The organism is Erwinia aeris, from assembly GCF_041224955.1.
In the GTDB taxonomy this organism is placed as follows: Bacteria; Pseudomonadota; Gammaproteobacteria; order Enterobacterales; family Enterobacteriaceae; genus Erwinia; species Erwinia aeris.
Map to the genome: position 1 here is coordinate 117,980 of NZ_JBGFFX010000003.1, position 15,161 is coordinate 133,140.

Below are 15,161 nucleotides of genomic sequence, written 5' to 3' on the forward strand. Positions count from 1 at the left end.
GCCTTACCTCAGCGCTTTCTGCAGCGCGGCGATAAACAGTCTGACGCGCGGCGCAATCAGGCCGTTCTCTTTGGTCAGGATCCAGGATTTATAAAGATCCATTTCCCATTCCGGCAGTACCCGACAGAGTTTTCCTTCCTCCACCGCCTGTAGGGCAACGTAATCCGGCAGATAGGCTATCCCCGTTTGCGCCACCGCTGAATTAACCAGCGCGGTACTGTTATTGGCGCGAAACCGGCTGCGCACCTCGATATCCCGCTTCTGCTTCTCTTTGCGAAAGGGCAGCGAGATAGTATGGGCCGGGCCACGAAACAGGATAAAGTCGTGGCGCGTCAGATCTTCCGGCCGTTGGATAGCGCTAAAACGCTCAAGGTAGGCTGGCGCGGCGTAAAGCCCCCAGCTGATATCCATCAGCGGCAGGCAGTGCGGATGTTCCGGCCTGTCGCGGCGGATGACGATAGCCAGATCGAGATTATCGTCCACCAGATTCACCGGCCTGTCGGTAAGGTCGAGATCTACGCTGACGTGCAAATTGCCCGCCACGAACTGGTTCAGCACCGGCACGATGCACTGGCAGCCGAAGGTAACCGGCGCGACGACGCGCAGGCTGCCGGTCGGCTCCTCGTGGAAGCGGCGAATAAAAAGCTCGGCGCTTTTTACCTCGCTGAGAATGCGCGCGCAGTAGTGATACCAGGTCATGCCGACCTCGGTTACGGCGATCTTGCGCGTGGTGCGCAGCAGCAGCTTTGCGCCCAGGCGTATTTCCAGCGCGGCGATCTCTTTGCTGACCGCCGACTTGGATATCCCCAGCTGTTTTGCCGCTTCGGTATAGCTCAGCGTTTCTACCACGCGGGCAAAAATCACCATCGCGTGCAGGTTTTCGACGTCGCTCATTAGCGGGCGGAGATTGCCAGCGCGCTGCCCGCAAAGACAAACAGGCTGCCGACGGCACGATTAAGCAGGCGCAGGCGCGACGGGTTGGCAAATACGCCAGAAAGGCGGCGACCGGCGCAGGCGTAAGCGAACATCAGGCCGCAGTCCGTGACGGCCCAGGTGACGGCCAGCGTGGCGAACTGGACAGCGTGCGGCTGGCTGGCTTCCACAAAGTTAGGAAACAGCGCGGCGAAAAACAGCAGGTCTTTGGGATTGCTGATGCCGACCATATAGCCTTTACGAAACAGTTTAAGCAGGCCGGGCATCGCCTGCGGCTGGCCGCTGATAACGATGCTTTCTGCCGGCGCGCTGTTGCGCCAGGCGCTGATGCCCAGCCAGATCAGATAGGCGGCGCCGACCACTTTCAGCACGGTAAAGGCGGTAGTGGAGGCCGCCAGGATCGCGCCCAGCCCCAGCGCCGATGCGGTCATCAGCGTCATGGCCGCCATCACGCCGCCGATCACCGTCGCCAGCGCGCGGCGTCGGCCGTAGCGCAGCCCGTGCGTCATGCTGACCAACGCAGAAGGGCCGGGAACGGCGATAAGAACGGCAATAATACCGGCATAGGCAAGCCAGAGGTGGAGCGACATAACACTATTCCTTGAACAATGAGCGACAGGAACCTTTCGGGTGGCCGTAGCTTAATGGCTGCGCAGGGGGAAGTAAATTAAGCAGAAGCGGTTCGGGGCGGAGAATGCGAGCCGCCCCGTAAAACTAACGGACTTTTTTCACCAGCACGGGAATTTGGCGCAGTTTGTTAGCCAGCCATAGCCCGCCCAGCAGCATCACGGCGATAAATGCGGAGACGCCAGCCCAGCCGTAGCCGTGCCAGAACACGCCGCCCAGCGTCCCCGCCACGCTCGATCCCAGGTAATAAAAGAAAAGGTAGAGCGAAGAAGCCTGGCCTCTGGCGCGACGGGCGCGGTGACCGACCCAGCTGCTGGCGACCGAATGCGCGGCGAAAAAACCGGCGGCGAACAGCATCAGGCCTGGCAGCACCAGCAACAGCGTGGTGAACTGGGTAGCGATCAGGCCGGCCAGCATCAACAGCAGCGAAGCCATCAGCACCACGCCGCGCCCGTAGCGAGCGGTCATCACGCCCGCCTTCGGCGAGCTGTAAGTGCCGGTCAGATAGACGACGGAGAGCAGACCGACCACCGTCTGGCTGAGGGAAAAAGGCGCGGCCAGAAAGCGAAAGCTGACATAGTTAAACAGCGTCACGAAGCTGCCCATCAGAATAAAGCCGACCAGGAACAGCATCGGTAATCCCATATCCCGCCACTGGAACATAAAGTTGACCAGCAGCTGGTGCGGCCGCAGCGAAGTGGCGCGGAAGTGCTGCGAAGGGGGCAACAGGCGGAAAAACAGCCCGGCGGCCGTCAGCGCGAACAGGCCGACCACGAACAGCGAAACGTTCCAGGAAAAGTGATCGGCCAGCATGCCGGTAGAGAGCCGCCCAACCAGGCCGCCAATCGAATTACCGCTGATATAAAGGCCCATAGAGAAAGAGAGGAAAACCGGGTGCAGCTCCTCACTCAGCCAGGTCATTGCCACCGCCGCGACGCCGCTTAGCGCCAGCCCGGTCAACGCGCGCATCGCCAGCACGCCTTCCCAGCTGCTCATGGTGGCGCAGATCAGCGTAAAGCAGGCGGCCAGCAGCAGCGAAACGGACATCACCGATTTACGGCCGATGGCGTCCGACAGCGGCCCGGTCACCAGCAGCCCCAGCGCCATCATGATGGTGGTGACCGACAGCGACAGGCTGCTTTGCGCAGGCGTCAGATGAAAGCTTTGCGAAAAAACAGGTAGCACAGGCTGCACGCAGTACAGTACGGCGAAGGTGGACAGGCCGGCGCAGAACAGCGCCAGCGTGGCGTGCATAAATCTGCGCGTGCCGCGAATAATATAGGTTTTATTTATATCAGGAGAATTAACGGGAGAAACTAAACTGTCGTCTTCATCTGTAAGACTTTCCGAGTGCAACGCTGCGGATTTATTTACTACCGGTGCCACGAGATTTCCTTAATCGTATTTGAAAGGGCTGGTTTGCTATCAGATAAACTTATCGCTGCCATCGCCATAACAGCATTTGACCCGCATTAGTATTCGGCCGTTTAAATTTAATGTAAATGAGAAATTTAAATAATTTTTCAAAGAATGAAAAAGCATCGCTTTAATTTTCGATTGAAGCTGCTTTGTACCGACTGCGGGCAAGCAGAAAGAAGCAACAGGCGGAAGCCCGAAAGATGGGGCAAGGTGGGCCTGAACCTGCTAAAGAGAGGGCGGCTGCTTTATTTCATTTTTTTCAGAAAATGTAAGAGGGGTTTCACCTCTTGCTATTCCTTTAATCAAGGAGGGAAATAGCGATTATTCTTTGTTTGTTTATTTTTTGAAATATTATCTTAACTTCTGTCATATTCGCGCTTATTTGCACTATGAGACACGAGTACTATACTTAACCTTATACATAATTAACCGTACACCACATTGTCAATCATCGACATCAGGAGGTTTTTATCGCTTTTAATCATAACGACCTGACCATTGACAATAACCTGGCAGATTACGAAGCTTATTATCACGATTATGAAGCGCTGGATATGCTGGCCGAACCGCAGCCTGAACCTATTCAGGGACTGCCTGCGCCGGATATTCTGACGCCTTCCGATCGCTACCAGGAACTCTTTGAAGCCGTGCAGAGCGCAAGGATCTTTGCCGACAGCAAAACCTTTGCAGACTGCGCGCCGAAAATCGAACCGGAGATGATCCTCTACCGCTACTTTATTCAGCGCGAGCGAGAGGATTTTAACCTGCTGGCCTTTGTGCTGGAGAATTTCGACCTGCCGAAAATTAACGACAGCCGCTACGTGGCCGATCCGGCAAAAAGCATGGGCGAGCATATTGACTCGCTGTGGCCGGTACTGACGCGCAAGCCGGAAAAGCATTCTGAATTTTCTTCGCTGCTGCCGTTGCCGGAACCTTATGTCGTGCCGGGCGGCCGCTTTGGCGAAACCTACTATTGGGATTCGTACTTCAGCATGCTGGGCTTCGCGGCTGGCGGACAGACCGATCTGCTGCGCCAGATGGCGGATAACTTTGCGTGGATGATCGATACATATGGCCATATTCCAAACGGCAACCGCACCTATTATTTGAGCCGCTCGCAGCCGCCAGTGTTTGCGCTGATGGTCGAACTGTTTGAAAAAGATGGCGTTAGCCAGGCGCAGCGTTATCTTCGTCAGCTGAAGCGTGAATATGACTTCTGGATGGACGGCACGGAGTCGCTGACGCCCGGCGAAGCATGGCGTCATGTGGTGATGATGCCGGACGGATCGGTACTGAATCGCTACTGGGACGATCGCGATACGCCGCGCGACGAATCCTGGATTGAAGACGTGGAAACCGCCAGAAACTCGGCGCGGCCTTCCAGCGAGGTTTATCGCGATCTGCGAGCGGGCGCGGCCTCCGGCTGGGACTTTTCCTCCCGCTGGCTGAGCGAAGCAGGACGGCTGGAAAGCATCCAGACCACCAGCATTGTACCGATCGATTTAAACGCGTTTCTCTACAAGCTGGAAACCACGATCGCTCGCCTGTCTGCCCGTAAAAACGATCGTGCGACCGCAGAACTGTTTCAGCAAAAAGCCGTGCGCCGCCGTGAAGCGGTCGATGCCTGGTTATGGGACGCACAGGCCGAGCTGTACCGCGACTACAACTGGCGGGAGCGCGAAAAAGGCGCTTTCTCGGCGGCTGGCGTGACGCCGCTTTACGTAGGAATGGCCAGCCTGGAGCAGGCGGCTGCCACCGCTGCGGCGGTACGCTCGCATCTGCTGGCGCCGGGTGGCGTGCTGACTACGGTAGAAGAAACCGGTGAGCAGTGGGACAAACCCAACGGCTGGGCGCCGATGCAGTGGATGGCGATCAAGGGTTTTAATAACTACGGTGAAGAGCTGTTGGCGAAAGAAATAGCCGCACGCTGGCTTCAGGTAACGGGCGCTACCTATCATCGTCACCATAAGATGGTGGAGAAATATAACGTTGCCGGCCGCGCGCCGGTATTAGCGGGCGGCGGCGAATATCCGTTGCAGGATGGATTCGGCTGGACAAACGGCGTTACGCGTCGCCTGCTGGCGATGTATCCGGATGCGGCGCCGAAGCGATAAATGGCGCGCTTAATTATTAAAGGCCTTCATTATGAAGGCCTTTTTTATTCAGGGTCGGCGAAAATAATATGCCATCACTGGGTAAGGTGAACTTTATCAACCGTTTTGCCGGGAAGGGAAAAGGAGCAAATCAGCAGCATGGCGTTGGCCGCCGCCGAATACAGATTTATTCCTCTGCTGAAAACTGGCGGCGGTTATCAATAATCTGATGCAGATTATCCTCGATCCAGTCGGCCAGGCCCGTAATGCGGTCGCGCGCTTCATGACCCAACACGGTAAGTTTGTATTCAACGTGCGGCGGGATCACTTCATAAGCGATACGCTCCACAAAGCCGTCTTCCTCCATAAAACGCAGCGTTTGCGCCAGCATTCTTTCACTGACGCCGCCTATTTTGCGCCGCAGTTCGCCAAAGCGCAGCGTGTCGTTCTCCAGCGCAATCAGCACCAGCAAACTCCAGCGGCCGGTCAGGCGTTTTAATACTTCGCGCGACGGACAGTCGCGGTTCAATAATTCGCCGCGTTGCAGCCTGTCGCGAAGCGAAACGATTGAGGAACTATTTTTTTCCATACTAACAAACCTGTAAGTACTTACTTTTGGTTAGTGTATGGCATAGGCTGATTGAACACAACGCTTCCGGGGCTAAGCCGGATGCGCTTTTATCACCGCTAAGGAGAACATTATGATTGCAGTAACCGGAGCAACCGGCCAGCTTGGCCGCCTGGTGATTGATGCTTTACTGAAAAGAACGTCTGCCGAAGAGCTGGTCGCCGTGGTGCGTTCGCCGGCGAAAGCGGCCGACCTCGCCGCGCTGGGCGTTCAGGTACGCCAGGGCGATTATAACCAACCGCAGACGCTGGCCGACGCTTTTCGCGGCGTGGATAAAGTGCTGCTGATTTCCTCCAGCGAGATCGGCCAGCGTGAGGCGCAGCATAAAGCGGCCATCGAGGCGGCCAAAGCAGCAGGCGTTAAGCTGCTGGCCTATACCAGCCTGCTTCATGCCGACAGCTCGCCGATGGGGCTGGCCGATGAACACCGGGCAACCGAGCAGGCGCTGATTGCATCCGGCGTGCCTTACGTTATTCTTCGCAACGGCTGGTACAGCGAAAACTATGCCGCCAGCATTGCGCCAGCGCTGACGCACGGCGTGTTTATTGGTGCGGCCGACGAGGGCAAAATCGCTTCTGCTACCCGTCAGGATTATGCTGAAGCGGCGGCTGCTGTACTGACCAGCGACGCGCCTGTTGATAAAGTTTACGAGCTGGCGGGCGACGAGGCCTATACGCTGACGCAGTTCGCAGCGGAAATCGCCCAGGCCAGCGGTAAAGCCGTACGTTATCAAAATTTGCCTCAGGACGACTTTGCCGCCGCGTTAAAAGCGGCCGGTTTGCCTGACGGGCTGGCAGAGATGCTGGCGGATTCGGATGCCAATGCGGCCAAAGGCGCGCTGTATGATGACAGCCATACTTTAAGCCGCCTGATCGGCCGGGCGACCACGCCGTGGCAGGATGTGGTAAAAGCGTTTGTGGCCAAAGCTTAAAGCCGCGCTTTTCGCACGGGACGCGGTGATAGCTGTTAAAGCATTGCTGCGTCCGGATAATCTTGCAAAAGGGATCCCCGGTCGTCCCGCTCGATCGCCAGGATCCTTTGCTGTTGGCTAATCTTTTTGACAAAGCCGGTCAAATATCTTCACTATCGGGCAAACCGTTAATGCTGCACTATCCTTAAACATTCCTGGTGAAAATAAGGACAACCGGCATGACGTTAATCAAGAAAGTCGCTTTACCGTTATTAATCAGCTCCGCGCTCTGGTCACAATTTTCTGCCGCCGCGCCCGTTAATTACGCAATGGACAGCGGGCATACCTCCGTTGTTGTTTCGTGGACCCACTTCGGTTTTTCCCATCCAACGGCCGATTTGTCTGATGTTACCGGCAATATTGATTTTGATGCCGCTAAAGTCAGCGATTCTAAAGTGGACGTGACTATTCCGGTCAACAGCATTGATACGCACGTAGACAAGCTGACCGAAGAGTTCAAAGGCCCGGAATATTTCGACGTGACCAAATATCCGAATGCGACCTTTAAAAGCACAAAAGTGGTCAGCACCGGTAAAAATACCCTGGATGTACACGGCGACCTGACCATTAAGGGCATCACCAAACCTGTCGTGCTGCATGCGGTGCTGAACAAGCAGGGCATGCACCCGATGGTGAAGAAGGAAGCGGTTGGCTTTGATGCCACCACCACCTTTAAACGCTCCGACTTTAAGCTGGATAAATATGTGCCGGCCGTCAGCGACGACGTGAAGCTGACCATTACTACCGAAGCCTACGCGAAGTAATTCCGCATCGGCTGCTCTGAAGCCCGCTTTTCAGCGGGCTTTAAATCGGGCCGCTATAGCTCAATTACGCGATCGGCAGAGGCGATGGTGGAAGGGCGGTGGGCCACGATAATGCGGGTGATTTTAAGCGAGGAGATGGCGTTATTAATGGCCTTTTCATTCTCGATATCAAGATGGCTGGTTGCTTCATCCATAAACAGGATGCTGGGACGCCGGTAAAGCGCCCGGGCAATAAACAGCCGCTGTTTTTGACCGCCGGAAATGCCTGCGCCTAACTCGCCAATCAGGGTTTCATAGCCCATCGGCATACTCATTATTTCGTGGTGAATATTGCTGTAAACCGCACACGCCATAATCAGCTCCCGGTTAGCATCCGGGGAAAAACCGCAGATATTGTCCGCGATAGATCCTGAAAAAAGCCGGTCATCCTGCAGCACGCAGGCAATGCTTTGCCGGAAGTTATTCAACCCGATTTTATGAATATCCAGGCCTCCGGCCAGAATTTCGCCGCTGGTGGGCATAAGGAGACCGCTCATGACTTTAAGCAAGGTCGTTTTCCCGACGCCGGAAGGGCCGACGATAGCAACGCTTTCCCCGGGCTGAACGGCAATATTCAGATCGGTAAAAATCGGTTTTGATAACGCATCATATTGATAGCTGACTTGTTTGACGTTAAGCGCAATACCTTCTCCGGGCCTGAAAATAGCCCGTGGCGCGACGGTTTCTTCTGCCTCGGTGAAAATAAGGTCGGAAATCCTTTCATTATGAAGCGAGAGCATTCGCAGACTCAGCGCCAGATCGATCAGGCTGCCAGCGCGCTGGGAAAATTGTCCCCGGTAGGAGTTAAAAGCCATAAACATCCCCAGGGTCATATTATTATCAATCACCATGGAAGCCCCCAGCCAGAGTATGGCCACCTGATCCAGCGTGCTGACCAGGGTATTGATGCCGCCAAACATCATATTAAACCGGGTAATTTTAATGCCGGTATTGGTGGCGTCGATATTCAGATTAAGCCAGTGGCTGGAGCGAATATTATCGATACCAAGGGATTTTACGGTGGAAATACCGTAAAGCGTTTCCATAAAGTGGGAGCTGGATTTGGCGCCTTTGACAATCTGTTCTTCTGACAGCTGGCGATACAGGCGATAGGTAACCAGACGCATCAGTGCATAACAAAGGGTAAAGCCCATCACGACCCAGACCAGCCAGCCGCCGTAAACCATCATCATCGCAAAAAGCCCGATAGTCATAATGGTATCGATAATCCCGGTAACGATGCTGTTGGTAAATGTTGTTCTGATGGCGTCCAGCGAGGAGAAACGGGACTGAATATCGCCAAGATGTCTCTTTTCGAAAAAGGATAAAGGCAGCTTCATCAGATGATCGAACAGCGTGGTCTTCCACTGCACATCCGTCAACGTGCCCAGCGCGATCGAGGTCCATGCCCGTATTACGCTGACAAAGGCTTTAAACAGGGTAAAGATAATCAGGCCGAGACAGATCACGGTTAGCAGATCGTAATCATGCGCCTGAATAACATGGTCAGTCACCAGCTGAGTTCCTACCGGCAGGAGCAGATTAATCGACTCAATGACGACTGACAGCGCGAATATTTTTAACAGCGCGCCGGGCAGACCATTGATGTTTTTCATCAGATCCAGCAGGCGCAGCCGGGTTTTTACCGTCTCTTTGTGGAATTCCTTATCCGGCCACAGCTCCAGCGCCACGCCGGTAAAGTGGTTGGACATATCCTTCATACCCACCACCCGCCGCCCGAAGGCCGGATCGTGGATCACAAATGAGTTGTGGCGCACTTTTACCAGGACAACAAAATGGTTCATATCCCAGTGCAAAATGCAGGGCGTTCTCAGCTTACCGACCTCATTGATATCCAGCGAAAGCGCGCGGGTTTTCAGCTGAAGCTGCGAGGCGATGCCGGCCACAAGATTTAAGGTCGCGCCTTTGGTTGATACGCCGAACTTCTGACGAAGGTTAAATAAATCGACGTTCAGACCGTAGTAAGAAGAGACCATCGCCAGGCAAGCCAGCCCGCACTCTGAGGACTCCGACTGCAAAATTTTCGGAACTTTACGGCGCAGTGAAAAATTTATTTTGCTGTTAATTTTTTCAAAAAGCGACTTACCTGTCATTGACAACTCCACTCACGCTATTTTTTATTTTATTTATAGGCGCAATCGCCCATTGATATAACGGCTTTTTCTCAAGGAAGACGATGACCCTGGCCTGAAGGCCGCCAGATATTTGCAGTTTTTTTCCCTTATCACTGAATTCTATATCGTTAATGGCAACCAGAACTTTGTAATAAGAGCCTTTCTCCTGGCGGGCACCGCTGCTATAGGTGCTCATCTCCTGCGGCGAGGCAGGGACAGAGGAAATCGAGATGATTTTTCCTGGGAATTGCCCAAACTTATCAGCAGGGAAAGCGTTGTAGCGGATATTAATGCCGTCCTGCACTTTGACATAGGGCAGGCTGTTATCCGGAAGCCAGAGCAATAAAAAATAGTGCACGTTATCCACCGGCTTAATCTGCGCCAGGCTGGCGCCGGTCTCCACCATCTGGCCCGGCGTTACGCTAAGCGATTCGATAATACCGTCAAGCTTTGCACTGATAATGATACTGTTATTCGCTTTATATTCTGCCAGCTGTCGTTCCAGATCGCTTAGCTGAGATTTATTTTGAATAATCTGGTTATCAAAATCTGCGGCACGCGTAAATTTATCGCTGCGTAATTGCGAAAGCTGTATTTTTTCCTGAATACTCTGACTGTTCAGCGCCTGATAGGCGCTCTGCTGGGAAAGCGACTGCGCGCGCTGATAATTAAGCTGATCCTGAGTGATTAACCCTTTTTTTAAATACTTTTCATAGTTATTCAGGCTTTCATTCATTTTTTTTACGCCTTCGCGGGCGCTGTTAACCATCTTCTCGGTTTCTTTATGGGCCTTTGCATAGCTGTCTATCTGCGACTGCAGGTTTTCCAGCGTAGACGCTTTATTACTTTCTAATTTAGCAATCATTGCATGAAGATTAGCCGTCTGAATTTTAATGGATTCGACGGCGGCGCTGCTGACGTTTCCTGAAGAGGTAATACGGGCAACGTCCAGTTCATACAGCGGATCGCCTTTTTTAACGCGATCGCCAACCTTAACAAAGGTGGTGGTGATATAACCCTGCTGTGGTGAATTAATATTGATAGCATGAGGAAGGGTAATCACTTCACCATCAACATCAATACGTCTGCTGTAATCAAAGAAGACCATAGCCAGTATAACTACGATAAGAAAAAGCAGGCAAAATCCTGTAATAACAGATGCTGGTATCTTAGAAATAAGCAGCGCCTTTCCTGTCCACTTCTGGCGCTGATAATCCAACGCGTCGCTGCGGAACAGGCTTTTATTTTTATTGTTATCCATAGGAGTTTCCAGAGAGAAAAAAAGAGCCACCGGAGTGGCTCTTGATAACCATGCGGATTTAGTAAATCGTTCCGTTTATCAGGCCATTGATTGCGTTTTCTGCATATTTAGTGGTGTTATCCCAACCAAATAATGCGCCCGTGATACCGAAGCAAATTGAACCAATAATGCCAGCACCAATCATACCAACTCCCTGGCCGATGATACCCACACCCAGGATACCACCGCCATCTCCGCCGTGCTTACCACCAATTACTGCGCCAGCTGCGCCACCAACGGCAGCGCCAAGTGCTGCAGAACCAACCAGTTCGGCAGCATTACCGATAAGGCTTGCGCCAGCAGTCCAGAAGTTAGTGAAGTCCCAGCTATAGGCGCCAGAAACATCGTTCATTTCCATTACTGAAAGTTCTTTCATTTTACTACTCCTTTTTTATTTTATGGACTTATATAAATAAGCCCTTCCTGTTTTTACTTCTCGTGTAAAACCGAGGCGTAAATATTAATGCGTTTTTCCTTCGTCATTCAAGTGGCTTTAATACCGTTTTATGTGAATTTTTCCTGAAAAGTTCTATGGTCATTGTTCAGAATGCAGGTTAAACGCACTCTTGAGGAATTAATTTGTTAGTTTTGACTGCATGTATATCTTATGAATTCTGAATTGAATATAAATTTTTTAACTTCAAATGTCAGCCAGCATCAATTTTGAGTAATAGTAAAAGTCATGGCGGCATTGGCTTTCCCTGGTGAAATCTCTCCGGTTTGTTTGTAGCGGGCAATCAATGGGATTTCGATGCTTTTTTCCGCTGCGGCGTGGTAAGTCTTTGCCGCAGCAAAAGTAAGCGGGGTTCTGCTACTGTCCAGAACCTCAATGCCGACGCCCGCCGCTGCTTCCGCATCCGCATCAATTTCCAGCAGGCCGTCAGCGGATGAATTTCCTACCGGATTGAACGTTACCTGAACCGGAATATTATCTGCTTCACACTGTAGTATTACGCTAAAGTTGCGTTCTGAAGAGGCAGCCGTGCTGCCCACGCCGCTGAACTCACTGCGGTTTGGGCTGCCGAGGTTCACAGTTTGATTTTGTGAATTCACATCCGCCAGACAGCTTTTTTGAATAATGGCCAGGCTGTTTACCGTCAGCGTTGCAAAGGCTCCGCCGTTCAGATAGAAATTGGCATAAACCTTACTACCGATTGCTGAAGGCGTTATTGGGCCAGTTTTTACAAAGGTCAGTTTGACTTCATTCTGGTTTACCCAGGGCGTCAGCGAATTGGGTGAAACGGATGTATTAAGAGGAACGTTTACGCCTGCCTTGTAAAGATCGCTAATGATGACGCCCACACCTGCAATTCCTGTTTCATAGGCACCTGCTACAGTTGTACTGGCCGTTAACAGAGAGGCGGAGCGATAAGGCGTGCTTCCTGTGCAGATAACGGTAAATGTCTGACCGGCAAATCCCTTACCGTAGCGGATACCTATTTGTTCCCCTATATTCACTCTTGGATCCACCGCTAATGTTAATGCGCCGGTCGAGGCTTTAACTGTCGAACCCATTACGCAGCTTCCAACGCAAGAAAACGAGGGCAGGGATAATAATAAAAAAATTATTCTTACTTTCAGGCTAAATTTAAAAACTCTCATTGCTGCAATACTCCTTCTGCCCAGCAGAATGAATCCTTTCCGATTACCGACAGACGCCAGTCAAAGATTGAACACCGTTCCCGGTTTTCTTTTCAGATAGCTTATAGTTCACGCGACACTGCTGTTCTTTGGCTTTACCCCATTGCACCAGCAAAGTCCCTGAAGGTTTAAGCCCATTGAGATAAACCTGACCGGCTTCTCCGACAATATATCCTTGCTTATCCTGTTCATTAGCCTCCACCACCATTGCGCCAAAAGGAACCGGCTGGCCGTTATGCGTCAGCGTCATGATCCCTCTGCCGCCTACCCGGGCGGAAAAACGGGCATGAACAATCGCACCTCGTGTGGGCACTACACTTTGAGTGCTTAACGCCAGATCGACATCTTCAGACAGCGTGGTGGTATCAAGCGCAATATCTGAGCGACGATAAGGAGCAACGTTCGGTACAACGGTATAACCACGGAAATCCGTTTTAACGCCGGTCTGGTTAATTAACTGTACGCCGCTGGCGCCTTCCGCCTCCACTAACGCTGCCGTATTGCCAAAGGGCTGGCTCAAAGTGACGCCTTTACTATGGATAATCACGCCGCCCTCGGCACCATAGCTCACTCTTTTCATCGTCTGATCATAGCCATAACCGGCGGTGACCTCACCGTAAGTACCGCGATAATCGGCGTCAAGATTGCCACTGTTGCCCGTCCCCTGGCTGGCATACCCCTGGCGCAGGTTCCAGGCAAGGTTGTTGTTTTCCAGCGCCGTACCGCTCAGGCCAGCGCTGTGGCTGACGCTTCCCGGTTTGCTGCTGGTCACCGTATAGTTCGCCCAGCTGTTGGGCAGCCAGCGACTCAGCGGCATAGAAACGTTGAAGGAAAAGATCCGATCTTTGGCGTCAGTGCGATTGCCGGAGAAGTCAGACGAATTACGGTTAAAGCTGTAGCTTACGCCGTAGCTGATGCCGTTATAACTGTTGTTGTAGCTGGTAGAAACCGACTCCATCCGGCGGTTGGTACGCCAGTAGTCTTCCCGTAACAGGCTGAGGCTCAGGGCGCCTGCGGACTGGCCCAGATGCTGGTTCAGCGTCAGCTCCGTGCGGTTACGCGCCTGTTCCCGGTACAATGAGCTGTAGCCTGAACGCCAGGTATCCATCAGCTCGGGCAGAGAATAGTAATCACGGGTCGAATAGCGGTAACCGGCAATGGCAAAGTTAGTCCCCGTTTCATAAAAGTTTTTACTGTAGCGGAGTCGTACGGACTGGCCGTCGGTTTTGCCTTGGTCTTTTACCGTTGACCAGGCATTAATCACGTCGGCAGAGAACGCGCCCAGGCCGCCAAAATTTTTACCGATGCCGAAGGCGAGCGACTGGTAGTTTGCGGCAGCCTGTAAGCCGCCAAACAGCGTAATATTCCAGGGCAGGCCGTAGATAACCGTCGCCTGGCTGAAATATCTTTCATCAACGGCGCTGTCGTAAGGACGATAGTTACCCGTGGTGAAGCTGTATTTAAGATAGCCTTCACGCGCCAGTACCGGCAGGGAAGCATAAGGCACAACCAGATTCTGCTCACTGCCATCGGCTTCTTTGATGGTGACGTATAAATCACCGCTGCCGCCGGTAGCGTACAGGTCGGCGATCTCAAAAGCGCCCGGCGCAACATAGCTTTGATAAATGATATAGCCGTTCTGGCGAATAATAACCTGAGCATTTGTCCGGGCCGTTCCTCGTACTACCGGAGCGTAACCGCGCAGGCTCTCCGGTAGCATTTCATCATCTGTAACCAGCTGCGCGCCAAGAAAAGGCACGCTTTCGAAGATATCGGCAGGCGAGGTGCTTTCGCCTACGGTAAGCTGCGCTTTCAGCGGAATAATATTACGTTGCAGATAGGTATAGACGGCATCCCATTTGCCTTTATCTTTTGAGGTGCTGCTGCGGTTCCAGGCGGTGTAATTGCGTAGCCGCCATGCTCCCATGTTCAATCCGGGGCGCAGATTAAGGTACTGGCTGTCGCTGTCGTGAGCATGAATGTCACGGGCATAATTATTAGCCGCAGAAAATCGGTAGTTCAGGAAAAGCGCCGTCAGCCCTTCATCATACTGCTCTGGCGAAATAAATCCCCTGACGCTGGTGCGCAGTGCTGCTTGCGGAATACTTAACATCAGTCGCTGAGTATTAAAATTGAAGGTGACAGAGGCCTGCGGTATCGCGGTAACCGCAACGCATCCCGCCGCGTTCTCTTTTAAATCCGGAAAGGCCGTGGTGCGCACGCCGTAGGAAGCCAGCAGTTGCAGGCTTAAACAGGGCTGTAGAACCTTCTCGCTTGCTGACAGCTCGTGGTTAAAAAAGGTGATTTTTTTAGTTTCGACAAAGCTATCGTTAATAAAAATATCGACTACATAATCGCCCGGCGCCTGAGACTGCGGATTCTCGAATACCGACAGATCGGTTATCTCCGTACTTCCGCTGCTGGTTTGGAGAAAAATGGGGTTGAACATCTCCCTCGCATTAGCCTGCTTTTCAATCAGGCCAGCCAGCAGGGCTGGCAGCATCAGTGGCCAAAGGCAACGGCTAATTTTTTTCTTACATCTGGCAGATGAGGTTCCATACATAATCACATTCCATTGCGTAAGTACAGGTGGGTCGAAAGTTGCAAAAGTT

At 52.6% G+C, this 15,161-nt stretch carries 12 protein-coding genes; 3 read left to right on the plus strand and 9 right to left on the minus strand.

What is annotated here, in order from left to right:
* Nucleotides 1-3: 3 nt before the first annotated feature.
* From AB6T85_RS06690 to AB6T85_RS06700, 3 genes are all read right to left on the minus strand, one after another.
* On the minus strand, nt 4-894 hold the full coding sequence (locus tag AB6T85_RS06690) for a LysR family transcriptional regulator (RefSeq protein ID WP_301252142.1): 891 nt from the start codon (nt 892-894) through the stop codon (nt 4-6).
* Nucleotides 894-1,523, minus strand: a complete 630-nt coding sequence (locus tag AB6T85_RS06695) for a LysE family transporter (RefSeq protein ID WP_301252144.1) — start codon at nt 1,521-1,523, stop codon at nt 894-896. The genes AB6T85_RS06690 and AB6T85_RS06695 overlap by 1 nt, the downstream gene beginning before the upstream one ends.
* A gap of 124 nt (nt 1,524-1,647) precedes the next feature.
* On the minus strand, nt 1,648-2,946 hold the full coding sequence (locus AB6T85_RS06700; RefSeq protein WP_253456016.1) for an MFS transporter: 1,299 nt from the start codon (nt 2,944-2,946) through the stop codon (nt 1,648-1,650).
* A 503-nt stretch (nt 2,947-3,449) separates the two neighbouring features.
* On the opposite strand from AB6T85_RS06700, the gene treF reads away from it, so the two are divergent.
* Nucleotides 3,450-5,093, plus strand: coding sequence for an alpha,alpha-trehalase TreF (treF, locus tag AB6T85_RS06705; protein WP_253461146.1), 1,644 nt, complete (start codon nt 3,450-3,452; stop codon nt 5,091-5,093).
* A gap of 166 nt (nt 5,094-5,259) precedes the next feature.
* Here the strand turns inward: treF and AB6T85_RS06710 are convergent, their stop codons facing one another.
* Nucleotides 5,260-5,661 carry a winged helix-turn-helix transcriptional regulator gene (locus AB6T85_RS06710; RefSeq protein ID WP_301252146.1) on the minus strand — a complete coding sequence of 134 codons (402 nt, stop codon included), beginning with the start codon at nt 5,659-5,661 and terminating at the stop codon, nt 5,260-5,262.
* 112 nt (nt 5,662-5,773) lie between these two features.
* On the opposite strand from AB6T85_RS06710, the gene AB6T85_RS06715 reads away from it, so the two are divergent.
* Together AB6T85_RS06715 and AB6T85_RS06720 are read left to right on the plus strand one after the other, a co-directional pair.
* The gene (locus tag AB6T85_RS06715; RefSeq protein ID WP_369895095.1) at nt 5,774-6,631 is read left to right on the plus strand and encodes an SDR family oxidoreductase; all 858 of its coding nucleotides are present in this window, start codon (nt 5,774-5,776) and stop codon (nt 6,629-6,631) included.
* A 218-nt stretch (nt 6,632-6,849) separates the two neighbouring features.
* Entirely contained in the window at nt 6,850-7,434 is a 585-nt protein-coding gene (locus tag AB6T85_RS06720; protein ID WP_253456007.1) for a YceI family protein, read from the plus strand.
* A 53-nt stretch (nt 7,435-7,487) separates the two neighbouring features.
* Here AB6T85_RS06720 and AB6T85_RS06725 read toward each other — a convergent pair whose 3' ends face one another.
* The 5 genes from AB6T85_RS06725 to AB6T85_RS06745 form a co-directional block, all read right to left on the minus strand.
* Nucleotides 7,488-9,587, minus strand: a complete 2,100-nt coding sequence (locus tag AB6T85_RS06725; protein WP_253456004.1) for a peptidase domain-containing ABC transporter — start codon at nt 9,585-9,587, stop codon at nt 7,488-7,490.
* Nucleotides 9,577-10,869: an HlyD family secretion protein gene (locus tag AB6T85_RS06730; protein ID WP_369895097.1), complete on the minus strand. Its 1,293-nt coding sequence runs from the start codon at nt 10,867-10,869 to the stop codon at nt 9,577-9,579. The genes AB6T85_RS06725 and AB6T85_RS06730 overlap by 11 nt, the downstream gene beginning before the upstream one ends.
* 58 nt (nt 10,870-10,927) lie before the next feature.
* Nucleotides 10,928-11,284 carry a hypothetical protein gene (locus AB6T85_RS06735; protein ID WP_301730326.1) on the minus strand — a complete coding sequence of 119 codons (357 nt, stop codon included), beginning with the start codon at nt 11,282-11,284 and terminating at the stop codon, nt 10,928-10,930.
* Between the two features lie 281 nt (nt 11,285-11,565).
* Nucleotides 11,566-12,510 carry a fimbrial protein gene (locus tag AB6T85_RS06740; RefSeq protein WP_301730325.1) on the minus strand — a complete coding sequence of 315 codons (945 nt, stop codon included), beginning with the start codon at nt 12,508-12,510 and terminating at the stop codon, nt 11,566-11,568.
* A gap of 43 nt (nt 12,511-12,553) precedes the next feature.
* Entirely contained in the window at nt 12,554-14,998 is a 2,445-nt protein-coding gene (locus AB6T85_RS06745; RefSeq protein WP_369895099.1) for a fimbria/pilus outer membrane usher protein, read from the minus strand.
* Nucleotides 14,999-15,161 lie beyond the last annotated feature (163 nt).